The sequence below is a fragment of the Shewanella halotolerans genome, from assembly GCF_019457535.1.
In the GTDB taxonomy this organism is placed as follows: Bacteria; Pseudomonadota; Gammaproteobacteria; order Enterobacterales; family Shewanellaceae; genus Shewanella; species Shewanella halotolerans.
The window spans coordinates 1772045-1784909 of sequence record NZ_CP080417.1 but is presented as its reverse complement, the minus strand read 5'-3'; the positions used below and the strand labels follow the sequence as shown (position 1 = coordinate 1784909).

Genomic DNA, 12865 nt, shown 5'->3' with positions numbered 1-12865 from the left:
TTTAATTTTGGTGAATGCCAGTCATTCACTCACTTTGCAAAAGGTTTTAAACATGTCTAACAAACTGGTTTTGGTACTAAACTGCGGCAGCTCATCACTGAAGTTCGCCATTATCGACGCGCTTACGGGTGACGACCAGATCTCAGGTCTAGCAGAGTGCTTTGGTCTGGAAGATTCACGCATCAAGTGGAAAGTCGATGGCAACAAATTCGAGTCTAAGCTAGGGGCCTTCACCGCCCACCGCGAGGCGGTCGAGTTTATCGTTAAAGAGATTCTGGGCCAGTATCCTGACGTCGCCGCCCAGATCCAGGCGATCGGTCACCGCGTGGTTCACGGTGGTGAAAAGTTCACCCACTCTGTGGTGATCGATGACAGCGTGATCGCGGGTATTGAAGATTGTGCCGCCCTGGCACCGCTACACAACCCAGCACACCTTATTGGTATTCGCGCCGCCCAGGCCTCTTTCCCTGGCCTGCCACAGGTAGCCGTGTTTGACACCGCCTTCCACCAAACCATGCCAGAGCGCGCCTTCGTGTATGCCCTGCCCTACAAGCTCTATCGTGAGCACGGCATCCGTCGCTACGGCATGCATGGCACCAGCCACCTGTTTGTGAGCCGCGAAGCCGCCAAGGCGCTGGGTAAAGAATTAGCCAACACCAACGTCATCTGTGCCCACCTGGGTAACGGCGCGTCTGTCACCGCGGTTAAAGGCGGTAAGAGTGTCGATACCTCTATGGGTCTGACACCGCTAGAAGGCCTGGTCATGGGCACCCGCTGTGGTGACATAGACCCCTCTATCATCTACCACCTGGTAGATCGTCTGGGTTACACCTTAGATGAAGTCAACAACCTGATGAACAAGCAGAGCGGTCTGCTGGGCATCTCTGAGCTGACTAACGACTGTCGCGGCATCGAAGAAGGCTACGCCGAAGGCCATAAGGGCGCGACACTGGCGCTTGAGATCTTCTGCTACCGTCTGGCCAAATATATCGCCTCTTACACTGTGCCACTGGGTCGTCTGGACGCCTTGGTATTCACCGGCGGTATCGGTGAGAACTCAGATCTTATCCGTGAGAAGGTGCTTAACCTGCTCGCTATCTTCAACTTCGAAGTGGATCCAGCGCGTAACCAGGCGGCACGCTTTGGTAACCAGGGACAGATCACCACAGACAATGGTCCAGTTGCCATGGTGATCCCAACCAACGAAGAGTGGGTGATCGCCGAAGACGCCGTTTCACTGCTAAAGTAATGTTATCGCAGCAGTAAATGCTATCGCGGCACCTAGCGCCGCCACCAATTTTGACAAGACCCGGCCAAGTGTCTGGCCGGGGCATAAGAGGTAACTATGTCTCGCAATATTATGCTCATCCCCAATGGTACCGGCGTCGGCCTGACCTCTATCAGTCTAGGCATGGTACGTGCACTGGAGCGCCACGGGGTAAAGGTGAGATTCTTCAAGCCTATCGCCCAGCAGCGCCCAACCGATAAGGGCCCAGAGCGTTCGACCACCATACTTAGCAAGTCGCCGACGGTTAACCCGCTCGAGCCCTTCGACATGGCTCACGCCGAGCACTTGATCCGCACCGATCAGACAGATGTCTTGATGGAGCAGATCATCGCCCGCGCCACCGAGTGTGCCGACCCAAGTGAGACTCTGATCGTCGAAGGTCTGGTACAGACCCGCAACCACCCTTTCTCTGACGACATCAACTATGAGATCGCCAAGGCACTGGATGCAGACATCATCTTCGTCGCCGCACCGGGTAACGAAACGCCGACCGCCTTGATGAACCGTCTCGAAATCGCCCACAACGCCTGGGGTGGCAGCAAGAACAAACGCCTCATTGGCGCCATCATCAACAAGATTGGTGCCCCGGTAGACGATGAAGGCCGCGCCCGCCCGGATCTGTCAGAGGTGTTCGATCACCAGGATGTGCAGCGTCCTGACGCCGCAAGCATGTTCCAACTTCCCGGCAAGAGCAAGCTGCGTATCCTAGGCAGCGTGCCATATAACCTGAATCTGGTCGCGCCACGCGCCTCAGACTTGGCCAAGCACTTGAGTGCCCGCATCATCAACGCCGGTGAGATGAATACCCGTCGTCTGCGCAAGGTCACCTTCTGCGCCCGCAGTATTCCTAACATGGTTACCCACATCAAGACAGACTCTCTGCTGGTGACGTCGGGCGACCGCTCGGACGTGATCGTCTCTGCCTGTCTGGCGGCGATGAACGGTGTTAAGGTGGGTGCACTGCTGCTGACAGGTAGCTACGAGCCAGAGCCTGAGATCATGGCCCTGTGTGAGCAAGCCTTCGAGACTGGCCTACCGGTATTCTTGATTGACACCAACACCTGGCAGACCTCGCTCAACATCCAGCGCTTCGACCATGAAGTGCCTGTGGATGATGCCGTGCGTATCGAAGAGGTGCAGGAATATGTTGCCAGCCATATCGACCAGAGCTGGGTAGAAAGCGTCACCATGAACTCACCGCGTGAGCACAGACTGTCGCCACCAGCGTTCCGCTACAAGCTCACCGAACTTGCCCGCGCAGCGGCCAAGACAGTGGTACTGCCTGAGGGTGACGAACCAAGAACCATCGAAGCGGCCGCCATCTGCGCCGAGCGTGGCATCGCCCGCTGTGTGCTGATTGGTAACCCTGAAGAGATCCAGCGTATCGCCAGCCAACAGGGGGTAACCTTGGGCGAAGGCGTTGAAATCATCGAGCCTGAAACCGCTCGTGAGCGCTATGTTGCGCCTATGGTTGAACTGCGTCGCCACAAAGGCATGACAGAAGTGGTTGCCCGTGAGCAGCTGGAAGACAACATGGTACTGGGTACCATGATGCTGGCACAGGGTGAAGTCGACGGTATCGTCTCTGGTGCGGTAAACACCACGGCCAACACCATACGTCCGCCACTACAGCTGATCAAGACGGCACCCGGTTCTAGCCTGGTTTCCTCTATCTTTTTCATGCTGATGCCGGATCAGGTACTGGTCTATGGTGACTGTGCCATCAACCCAGATCCAAACGCCGAGCAGCTGGCGGATATCGCCATTCAGTCGGCCGACAGCGCCGCCGCCTTCGGCATCGAGCCTAAGGTTGCCATGATCAGCTACTCAACCGGTAGCTCAGGCACAGGTTCAGACGTCGATAAGGTGCGTGAAGCAACCCGTATCGCCAAGGAGAAACGCCCTGAGCTGGTGATCGACGGCCCACTGCAATACGACGCCGCCGTGATGCCAAACGTGGCTCAGTCTAAGGCGCCTAACAGCCCTGTGGCCGGTCAGGCAACCGTGTTCGTCTTCCCGGATCTGAACACAGGTAACACCACCTACAAGGCAGTTCAGCGTAGTGCGGACCTGATCAGTATCGGCCCTATGCTGCAGGGTATGCGCAAGCCGGTTAACGATCTGTCTCGTGGTGCCCTGGTAGACGACATCGTCTACACCATCGCACTGACGGCGATTCAAGCCTCACAGAACTAATCTGTACTCGCCATAAGATCGAAAAAGCCTGTCACGAGACAGGCTTTTTTTATACTCAAACGGTTTGGCAAGATTAAAAAATATTCAGAGATACACAATGCGTCAAAAAATGACCACACAAATTTACCAATTAAGTTCAGTCACTTAAGAGTTATGCATCGACTCTTCAACATACTTGTCCACAGATTCTGTGGATAACCGTAACAATTTGTTCATTCAGATATGCCAGCCCAGCTCCTAAGAGTCAAGTACTTTCGACTGACGTGCCCCGCTTGCCAAGGCTTTAGAGAATCGCGATACTAGGCCAAAGCCTTTCGATTAAACCCTATGAAAAAATTACTCTTTATCTTCATTTTATTCTTAACGGCCTGCAGTCCAGACTCGGAAACTATGTCGGGCGTCATGACACCAGAGCAGGTTTCATTAGGATTCTTTCGTGCCATCTATGTCGACAGAGATGTCGAGAAGGCTAAGCAGTTTGTCGATGAGCCGATGCAGAAGGTGCTGTCGCACTACTATATCGCCGCCTCGGTACAGCGCCACGTGTTAAACCTCTCCATGCGCGATGTGACCCTGGAGATCGAAGAGATAGATATCGACTTCTTCCGCAAATTTACCAAGGATGTCACTGTGATCGTCAAAATGACGGGACTCAAGGGTGGCCAACCTTGGATAGACGATCGCACCATACGCCTGCATAAGGTCAATAAACGCTGGGTAATAGTGGAAATTCTGCCGGAGAAAGGCAATCTCAACTAAGCACTCGTCTCTTCATGCGTTAGTCTCAACAAGCGCTAATCTCAATAAGTGCTGGCCTCAAGCGGAATGGCCGATACCAGATTCCTAGCTTTAGAAGCCTAGCTTTAGAGGTCTAACTTAGAGACCGAGCCTACAATAACACGGCCGATCGTGTCGCCCACAAAGCGGCATAAGAAAGAAACAAACCTACCGACCACAAAAAAGAGCAGCCCTAGGGCTGCTCTTTCTGTCTGAAGACTCTCACCTTAACGCACCCAGCCAGACTCGGCGCCTAAGTGAAAATTCAGTTTGGATATTTCCTTAATCCAAAAACGCTTCGTCATCCATCTCGACAGGTAATGACTCAATTACTTCATCTTGTACTTGGTAATAAGCGCTTTCGTATTCACGGGCTTCCATAACAACTCCAGATTTTTGTGTAGGGTACAGGCATGCTTTTTTATTGGTGCATTTTGCCTTGGGTATAAGCTGCAACTATCTGCTAACTCATGGGTGCTAGTGTACCACTAAAAAAACATGACTTACAGAAAACTTTCAGTATTGTGGCCGCATTTAGCGAAAAAATGCCTAAAAGTGTCAATATTCAATGATCAAAGTGAAAGTCTTTCATTTTTTTACTGCTTCGAAAACTAAAAAACATTTTCTTTACAATAAAACGATCTAATGACTCAAATGCGAACTGCTATCAATTAATTAATAGCGAATCGTTTGCGCAAGCAGGAGTGAGGTGATGCAATGAACACGCTGATCGAATTTGAGGCCCAAAGGCTAGCCGACCTGTTTACGCAGGGAGACACCTTATCTATCCACCTATTCATGGACTCAATGTCCATGCCCTTCGACGTACAAGAGAAACTGTTTAACGAAATTTCGGCGTTAAAAAACCTGGACCACCAACAGATAGCCCAGGTCATCGAATCTCACGGTCAGTCCTTGATTCAGGAACTCTACCGCTACTAACTCTACCCCTACAAATTAGAAGCTCATGGCTTTAATGGATCTAGCCATGAGCACAGCTCATTAGCCCTTAAAGCCTATTCTGATTCTGCTTGGCGCTGACGATAGCGCAGCACCTTCAACGCCTTGTCGGGGACTTTATCCAAGAACACCTCGGGATTAGCCAGCTGCTCGACAAACTCCAGCGTCGGACTCTGCTCTGCCACCTGCTGTTTGAGAAAATCGATACCAAGCTCGGGCGCGTTGAGACACAGCAGGACTTCGCCTTGCGGCGCCAATAGTTGAGGCAGGCGGCGCAGCAGGCGCGCATAATCCTTAGTCGCCACGAAGCTGCCCCGCTGATTGCTCGGAGGATCGGCAATGATGAGATCATAAGGCCCCATCTTGGTTAGCTTGCCCCAAGACTTGAAGATGTCGTGCCCCAGGAAACGTGCACCATGGGGTAACTCGTTGAGCAGATGGTTCTGCTTGCCTATGGCTAACGCCCCCTTGCTCATGTCGATATTGACCACCTGATCCGCACCGCCCTGCAGCGCCATCACAGAAAAGCCGCAGGTATAGGCAAACAGGTTGAGCACATTAGCCTGGGCGGCATTAGCCTTTACCCAGGCGCGCCCGGCGCGCATATCGAGAAACAAGCCGTGATTTTGCCCGCGCAGCAGATGGATCTGAAAACGCGCCCCGTTTTCACTCACCAGATGTGGATCGGGCACCTCGCCATATAGCAAATGGGTCTGGGTCTGCCCGGCACATCTGTGCTGGAATACCAGGTTAAAGCCCTGCTCTCCCTTCTCTGCCCTCCAGCGCGTCTGAATCGCCTGGGTCAGCTCCTCGAGTGCAGCCTCATCGATCTCTTTAAAACTGGTGAGCAGGAGCACAGGGGGAAACCAGTCGAGACACAGATGCTCGGCGCCCTTATAACGACCACCACGTCCATGAAACAGCCGCTCGGCCTCGTCAGAGAATTGCACCTGCTGTATTGCTTGCTTAAATGACTCCATCTAACGCTATTTACCTATTACTTGAATGCTTTAACTAATGCTAATTGCTTTAACGAACAATGAACTACTTTTCCGCGTCGGCTTGTTCGCCGGCCCCTGCGCTAACTTGAGCGTCGGCGTTAACCCTAGCTTCGTTAACCTGTACCTCGGCGTTAACCAGAGTCTCATCGACGCGATCGGCCAGCAAGATGGCCAGCCAACCACCGCTCTGACTCGACTCCAGCGCTATCTTGACGATCATGGTCAGCGGCACAGAGAGCAACATGCCCACCGAGCCCAACAGCCAGCCCCAGAAGATCAAGGAGAGGAACACCACCAGGGTCGAGAGTCCCAGGCCGCGCCCCATATATTTAGGCTCGACGATATTCCCCATCACGGTATTGGTCGCCAGATAGAGCAGTGCCGTGCCCCCCGCCCCGGCAGGGCCCAGTTGAATAAAGGCCAGCAGCACAGGCGGAATCGCGGCGATGATAGAGCCTATGTTGGGAATATAGTTAAACAGGAAGGCGACAACGGCCCAGAGCAAGGCATAATCGACCCCCATCAATGCCAGGCCCGTTCCGACCACCACACCGGTCCCCACACTCACCAAGGTCTTGATCACCATGTACTGGTTAACCGACTGCAGGAACTTGTCTATCTGCTTGATGCGCATGTCAGGATCGTCCAGCGCGAAATGCAGCTTCTTGGGCAAGTCCTGGGCCTCAAACAACATAAACACTACGGTTAGTATGATCAGAAACAGATTAGCCATCACGCCGCCGACACTGGACAACATGTTGGTGGTCATCGACAGCGCAATACCCGGGTCGAAATAAGCCAAGACCTGCTCCTTGGAGACCTCGATATTTAGCGTCTGCAACTTGGTCAATATCCAGGCAAACTGCTCCACCAGCTGATCCCGATAAAGTGGCAACTGACGGGAAAATTCGTTGATGGAGCTCCCCACCAAGGAGGCCAGCCAGAGCCCCATTAGCACGATAAACACCATCATGATGGCCACCGCCAACGCGCGGGGCAGCTTAAGGCGGGTCATGCCGTTGATGGCCGGATTGCAGATCACCGCAATAAAGGCCGACAACACAAAGGGAACCACAATAGGGCTGGCGGCTTTGATCCCTGCCAGAATCACGACGATAAACGCCATGATGGCAAAGCCTTTAAACGCGACCCCCTGATTATCAAATCGAGTCATCTAGATAAAGTCCTTCTGAATTACCCATAATATTGATAGGCTTAACTTAAATCTTACACAAGAAAAATTACGATCATGAAACCAGAAATCGCCATCATTCGAATTAAAAATCTCCGTCTTCGCACTTACATTGGCATCAAGGAAGATGAGATCAACAACAAACAGGACGTCACCATCAACGCAGAAATCCATTACTGCGCCGCTAAGGCCCGTAACAGCGATAACATGCAAGACGCCCTGAATTATCGCACGATAACGAAAAAAATCATTGCTTTAGTTGAAAACAATCGCTTCTCACTGCTAGAACACCTCACGGATCAGGTATTAAGCATTGCCAGCGATCATGAATGGGTCGATTTCGCCTCGGTCGAGATAGACAAGCCCCACGCCCTGAGATTTGCCGATTCGGTCTCGATGCAGCTCTGCTACCAGAAGGGCTAAGCCTAATCCATTCCCTCAATACCTGCCGCCTAAAAGTGATCCGAATCCCTCGCTATGGTGTATATTTCTGATATCCCCTAAAAAATTGGAGTCGGCATGCGGATTTTGATCACCGGCGGTACCGGATTCATAGGCAAGGCCTTGGTGAAGGCCTTGGAAAGCGAACATCAACTCACCTTGCTCACCCGTTCGGCCGGTAAGGCCCACCTCACCCTTGGTAACCAGCATAAGTTACTGGGTAACCTTGGCGCCCTGGCCAATCTCGACGGCTTCGATGCGGTCATCAACCTGGCGGGTGAACCCATTGCCGATAAGCGCTGGAGCCTGGAGATAAAGCAGAAGATCTGCGACAGTCGCTGGGATACCACAGCGCGTCTGGCCAAACTCTTCGAGGCCAGCAAGACGCCGCCTAAGGTCTTCATCAGCGGCTCTGCTATCGGCATCTATGGCGATCATGACAAGCAGGTGCACTTGGATGAGAGTTTCGACCTCGCCCACTTCAAAGACACAGGCAAGGAGGAGAAATTCCCCCATAGCGTCTGCGCCAAATGGGAAGAGTTAGCCCTGCAGTGCCAGGGGCTGACCCGGGTCTGCGTTATTCGTATCGGCCTGGTACTAGGTTTAAACGGCGGCGCGCTGAAGAAGATGTTGCTGCCCTTTAAACTGGGCGCCGGCGGCGTGGTGGGCTCAGGGAAACAGGGGATGAGCTGGATCCACAGAGAAGATCTTATCGCCATCATACTGTTTCTGTTAAATAACGCGCAGTGCCAAGGGATCTATAACGCCACCGCTCCTAACCCGGTCAGCAATCGCGAATTTACCAACTCTTTGGGCACAGCCCTGAGCCGCCCCACCCTGCTGCCCATGCCCGCCTCTGTCCTAAGTCTGGCTCTAGGTGAGATGTCCCAGCTGTTACTTGAAGGCCAATATGTCTACCCCGATCGGCTAACCCAAGCGGGCTTTAGTTTTCATTACACCCATCTGGATGACGCTCTGACAAACCTATTTGGCGCCTCCACAAGCTAAAGTCTTACCCCTCGAGCCTAAAAGGCTTAAACCTAGAGCCTTGAACTTTGAACCAGCGGCGCGCTAACCACTCGCGCCGCTCTCCTATTTTACTTCCCGCTAGCCCTGCAGGAGTTGACGGCAGGACTTCTGCAGCAGCTGACGACAACGCCAGGTGCCCAGCAGCGCAACGATGGCCGCGCCGGCAAGCGGCGCCAACAGCCACCAGTCCCAATGCATATAGACCACCAGCTCAAACACCTGAGTCTTCAGCAGATAGATGGTGAACTCGGCCACTATGGCGGCCAGCAAGCCGGCGATAAGCCCTAGCAGGGCAAACTCCAGTGCCGTGGCCATTCGCAGCAACCAACCCGATGCACCGAAGGTGCGCAGCACCGCCAGCTCGCGCTGACGCGTCGCCATTCCCGCCTCGGTCTGCGCTATCATCACCAGACTGCTGGCCAGCAGTACCAACACCAACACCAGGGTCAGCGACAGAGAGACCTGGTCGATGATCTGTCTAAGCTGCTTCACCATGGCGCCGACATCTATGATGGATACCGTGGGAAAACGTTTGATCAACTCGATCACCAAAGGTCGCTTGCTGTCGTCAAGATAGAAGCTGGCCATAGAGGTATAGGCAAAGGGTGCCAGGGCATCGGGGTGGAATATCATGAAGAAGTTTGGCTGCATCGTCTCCCAGTGTACGGCGCGAATGCTGGCCACCTTGACGGTCAGCGGCTGGTTATCTATCACATAGCTAAGCTCATCTCCAAGCCCTATTCCGAGGCGCTCAGCCACGCCTGACTCCACCGACACCTCATCGGCCTTTTGGTTAAAGTGACCCGACACCAGCTCATTATTAGGCGGCAGAGAGGTCCGCCAGGTCAGATTCAGCTCGCGGGAAATCCCCACTCGACCATCGGTCCCCTCATCGGCCTGCTCGGCAGAGATCAGCTTCTCTCCATTTATCGCTACCAGACGGCCGCGGATCACAGGATAGATATCGGTCGCCTTGACGCGATTGTCGCTAAAATAGGCCTCCAGCGGCGCCTGCTCCTCGGGCGCTATGTTCACCAGGAAGTAGTTGGGCGACTGCTCGGGCAGCTGTTTATGCCACTCATCGAGCAGGTCTTGCCTAAGCGCTATGATGGTCAGCAGCAACACCAGGGCGCTGCTAAAGCCCACCAGCTGCACCGCGTTTTGCCTGGCGCGGCGTCTTAGCCCCGCCAAGGCCAGCTGCATAGGGTTGGTGGTCTTCATGCCTACGCTGTGACCTGCGCGGATCAACAAGAAACCAAACAGACTCAGCAAGATGCCGAGCAACATCACGGCAGCAACCACGGTTAGGGTGAGCACCAGACTCTGTGAGTAAAGATACCCCAGCAGTGCCATCGCCGATAGGCTAAGCACCAGGTGCAGCCACATCCCCAGCTGGATCCCCTCCAGCTGGCGCTGCAACACCCTCAGGGGTGGAATGGCCAGCAGCCTCATCAGCGGGTAGGCTGAGAACATGAAGGCCGAGATAAGCCCGGTGGCGACTCCTAAGGCGATAGGCCTAAACAGCGGTGGCGAATACGCCGAGATCGAGGCTGGCAGATAGGCGCTGATCAGCGTATCGAGCAGAAAACCGCCGATGAGCCCCAACACGATACCCGCAAGGGTTACTAATAGTAGATGCAGGCCAAAGAGAATACGGATCTGCCGGCTGGAAGCGCCGAAGGTCTTGAGCATAGCCACCACGTCAAAATGGCGCTGGCAGTAACGCTGGGCGGCTATCCCTATGGCGGCGCAGGCAAGCGCTATTCCCAGCAGGCTGGCGAGCAGCAAGAAGCGCTCGGCCCGTTTGACCGCACCGGCGATGGGCGAATCCCCCGACTGCACATCGACCCAGCGCTGACTGTTGTTAAGCAGCGGCTTAACTTCGGCCTCGAAAGCCTTGAGCTGGTCAGCCTCTCCAGCGAACTGATGGATATAACTCACCCGGCTACCAGGTTGAATCACCCCAGTCTTGGGCACATCTTGAAGTCGCATCAGCACCACAGGTGATGAGGCGAAGGGATTAAAGCCCGCATCGGGCAGCCTGGCTATCTCGGCGCTCAGGCTGAAATTGGCATTACCTAGCTCGAGCTGCTTAGGGTAACCCAAGATCCCACCCAGGCGGGTCTCGTACCAGATCTGATCCGCCTTGGGCAGCTTATCGGTCGGGCCATCGCTCAGCTCTATCACCCCTTTCAAGGGGTAACCGTCGCCGACCGCCCTTACCGTCACCAGCTGAAAGGCATCACCGGCGTAAGCCATGGAGTTAAACTGCATGCTGGCAACGTGTCTTAGCCCCAGCGCCTCGGCCTTGGTTAAGATCTTTTCGTTCAGCGGAACCGGCGAGTTGATGATGCGATCGGCGGCGATAAATTTAGAGGCCTGGCCGTTAATGGCCAGCTGCAGGCGCTCACTGACCCGCGCTAGGCCTGATACCGACAAGACCGCCAGGGTGATCGCCAAAATGATGAGTAACAGCTGCCCCTGTAGCAGCTCTCGTTTAAACAATTTCCATGCGATGCGAGACTCCATTAACTCGCCTCCGCTGCGCTCGAACGGGCCATCTCTTGCTCGCCGCTGTTGTCAGTTTCGCTCACCACCTCACTCAACTGTCCCGCCTGCATGTTCAGGCGGCGCTGACAACGATTAGCCAACTGGAGATCATGGGTCACCAGCACCAGGGTGGTGTCGCTCTCGCGGTTGAGCTCAAACAGCATGTCCGCCACCCGGTCGCTGTTGGCGCCATCCAGGTTTCCCGTCGGCTCGTCGGCAAACAGCACCTTTGGCTCGCAGATGAAGGCCCTGGCGATGGCAACACGCTGCTGCTCGCCGCCCGACAGCTGGTTGGGGAAATGGTTGAGTCTGTGGCTTAATCCCACTCGCTCCAGCATCTGCTGCGCCTTCTGCTTGGCGTTACTGATCCCCGACAGCTCTGCCGGTAGCATGACGTTCTCCAGGGCGTTGAGGGTATCGACCAGCATGAAAGACTGAAAGATAAAGCTGACTTTCTGTTTACGCAGTGCGGCCTTGCCTTCCTCATCCAAACCATTGAGGGTCACGCCATCGAGGACTATCTCCCCCTTGCTGGGCGAATCGAGCGCGGCCAGCAATCCGAGCAGAGTCGACTTGCCCGAGCCAGAGGGGCCAAGAATCGCCACACTCTCCCCCGACTTGACATCCAGATTGATGCCATTGAGGATAGTAAGCTCTCCCTCTTGGGTAGTTACCGATTTATAGAGATCACTGACCTTGATAGCACTATTTTCTAACATAAATTCCTTCTCGCTTCGTCGCTTAAGCCGTTTGGTGCAAGCCACTTGCCTGCTTGTCTTATTCTTGATCCCCCAGGCCCATGCTAACCCGATATTGATCTTAGGTGATAGCCTAAGCGCAAGCTACGGCATGGAACAAGACAAGGGCTGGGTGCATCTGTTGCAGCAGCAATCCCCCGATGTCACCATCATCAATGGCTCGGTGAGCGGTGAGACCTCGGCCGGCGGCCTACGCCGACTGCCCGCCCTGCTTGACTCGACCAAGGCCAAGCGGGTCTTTATCGAGCTCGGCGGCAACGATGGTCTGCGCGGATTTTCGCCTAAGCAATTGAAAAATAATCTTACAAAAATGATCCAGCTGGCCAAGGACTCGGGCGCCGAGGTGCTGCTCAGCGAGGTGATGGTACCGCCCAACTATGGCCCACGCTACGCCAAGCAATTTACCCAGGTCTATCAGGAGCTATCGAGCGAACATGGGGTAACCTTAGTGCCCTTCTTCATGTCAGAAATAGCCATTCATCCCGAGCTGATGCAGGCCGACGGCATACACCCCAACGAACAGGCACAGCCACAGATCGCCAGCTTTATCCGCCCCTGGCTTATCGATACGCAGCAATCGAGTGAATAGGATCACCTCGGGCACGGATTTGGGCAGACTATCCCGGTATGCTGACCTGTTTGCCCGAGAGATGAATTATTACGCCGAGTACTG

11 protein-coding genes are annotated in these 12865 nt (G+C 54.3%); 7 read left to right on the top strand and 4 right to left on the bottom strand.

All coding sequences use genetic code 11. From position 1 onward, the window contains the following. The first annotated feature begins 52 nt into the window (after window positions 1–52). The 4 genes from ackA to K0H81_RS07660 all read left to right on the top strand — a co-directional run bounded on the left by ackA (window position 53) and on the right by K0H81_RS07660 (window position 5203). Window positions 53–1249 carry an acetate kinase gene (gene ackA / locus K0H81_RS07675; RefSeq protein WP_220060449.1) on the top strand — a complete coding sequence of 399 codons (1197 nt, stop codon included), beginning with the start codon at window positions 53–55 and terminating at the stop codon, window positions 1247–1249. A gap of 96 nt (window positions 1250–1345) precedes the next feature. After that, entirely contained in the window at window positions 1346–3484 is a 2139-nt protein-coding gene (gene pta, locus K0H81_RS07670; protein WP_011866191.1) for a phosphate acetyltransferase, read from the top strand. Window positions 3485–3811: 327 nt separating this feature from the next. Beyond that, entirely contained in the window at window positions 3812–4243 is a 432-nt protein-coding gene (locus K0H81_RS07665) for a hypothetical protein (protein ID WP_144200647.1), read from the top strand. 735 nt (window positions 4244–4978) lie between these two features. Then, the gene (locus tag K0H81_RS07660) at window positions 4979–5203 is read left to right on the top strand and encodes a hypothetical protein (protein ID WP_011866193.1); all 225 of its coding nucleotides are present in this window, start codon (window positions 4979–4981) and stop codon (window positions 5201–5203) included. 74 nt (window positions 5204–5277) lie between these two features. Here the strand turns inward: K0H81_RS07660 and K0H81_RS07655 are convergent, their stop codons facing one another. Next, complete coding sequence (locus tag K0H81_RS07655; protein ID WP_220060448.1) at window positions 5278–6201, bottom strand: class I SAM-dependent methyltransferase; 924 nt, start codon at window positions 6199–6201, stop codon at window positions 5278–5280. Window positions 6202–6265: 64 nt separating this feature from the next. After that, window positions 6266–7396 carry an AI-2E family transporter gene (locus K0H81_RS07650; RefSeq protein ID WP_220060447.1) on the bottom strand — a complete coding sequence of 377 codons (1131 nt, stop codon included), beginning with the start codon at window positions 7394–7396 and terminating at the stop codon, window positions 6266–6268. A gap of 75 nt (window positions 7397–7471) precedes the next feature. Between K0H81_RS07650 and folX the strand changes: the two genes are divergently transcribed. Further along, window positions 7472–7837, top strand: coding sequence for a dihydroneopterin triphosphate 2'-epimerase (folX, locus tag K0H81_RS07645; protein WP_011866196.1), 366 nt, complete (start codon window positions 7472–7474; stop codon window positions 7835–7837). A 96-nt stretch (window positions 7838–7933) separates the two neighbouring features. Beyond that, window positions 7934–8863 (top strand): TIGR01777 family oxidoreductase, encoded by a 930-nt coding sequence (locus tag K0H81_RS07640; protein WP_220060446.1) that lies wholly within the window; start codon window positions 7934–7936, stop codon window positions 8861–8863. A gap of 99 nt (window positions 8864–8962) precedes the next feature. Here K0H81_RS07640 and K0H81_RS07635 read toward each other — a convergent pair whose 3' ends face one another. Together K0H81_RS07635 and K0H81_RS07630 are read right to left on the bottom strand one after the other, a co-directional pair. Then, window positions 8963–11413, bottom strand: coding sequence for an ABC transporter permease (locus tag K0H81_RS07635; RefSeq protein ID WP_220060445.1), 2451 nt, complete (start codon window positions 11411–11413; stop codon window positions 8963–8965). Next, window positions 11413–12153, bottom strand: coding sequence for an ABC transporter ATP-binding protein (locus tag K0H81_RS07630; protein WP_220060444.1), 741 nt, complete (start codon window positions 12151–12153; stop codon window positions 11413–11415). The genes K0H81_RS07635 and K0H81_RS07630 overlap by 1 nt, the downstream gene beginning before the upstream one ends. 34 nt (window positions 12154–12187) lie before the next feature. Between K0H81_RS07630 and K0H81_RS07625 the strand changes: the two genes are divergently transcribed. Continuing rightward, window positions 12188–12781, top strand: a complete 594-nt coding sequence (locus tag K0H81_RS07625) for an arylesterase (protein ID WP_220060443.1) — start codon at window positions 12188–12190, stop codon at window positions 12779–12781. Window positions 12782–12865 lie beyond the last annotated feature (84 nt).

Coding starts and splice junctions, on each gene's coding strand:
- ackA (WP_220060449.1), top strand. CDS start 53: ATGTCTAACAAACTGGTTTTGGTACTAAACTGCGGCAGCTCATCACTG.
- pta (WP_011866191.1), top strand. CDS start 1,346: ATGTCTCGCAATATTATGCTCATCCCCAATGGTACCGGCGTCGGCCTG.
- K0H81_RS07665 (WP_144200647.1), top strand. CDS start 3,812: ATGAAAAAATTACTCTTTATCTTCATTTTATTCTTAACGGCCTGCAGT.
- K0H81_RS07660 (WP_011866193.1), top strand. CDS start 4,979: ATGAACACGCTGATCGAATTTGAGGCCCAAAGGCTAGCCGACCTGTTT.
- K0H81_RS07655 (WP_220060448.1), bottom strand. CDS start 6,201: ATGGAGTCATTTAAGCAAGCAATACAGCAGGTGCAATTCTCTGACGAG.
- K0H81_RS07650 (WP_220060447.1), bottom strand. CDS start 7,396: ATGACTCGATTTGATAATCAGGGGGTCGCGTTTAAAGGCTTTGCCATC.
- folX (WP_011866196.1), top strand. CDS start 7,472: ATGAAACCAGAAATCGCCATCATTCGAATTAAAAATCTCCGTCTTCGC.
- K0H81_RS07640 (WP_220060446.1), top strand. CDS start 7,934: ATGCGGATTTTGATCACCGGCGGTACCGGATTCATAGGCAAGGCCTTG.
- K0H81_RS07635 (WP_220060445.1), bottom strand. CDS start 11,413: ATGGAGTCTCGCATCGCATGGAAATTGTTTAAACGAGAGCTGCTACAG.
- K0H81_RS07630 (WP_220060444.1), bottom strand. CDS start 12,153: ATGTTAGAAAATAGTGCTATCAAGGTCAGTGATCTCTATAAATCGGTA.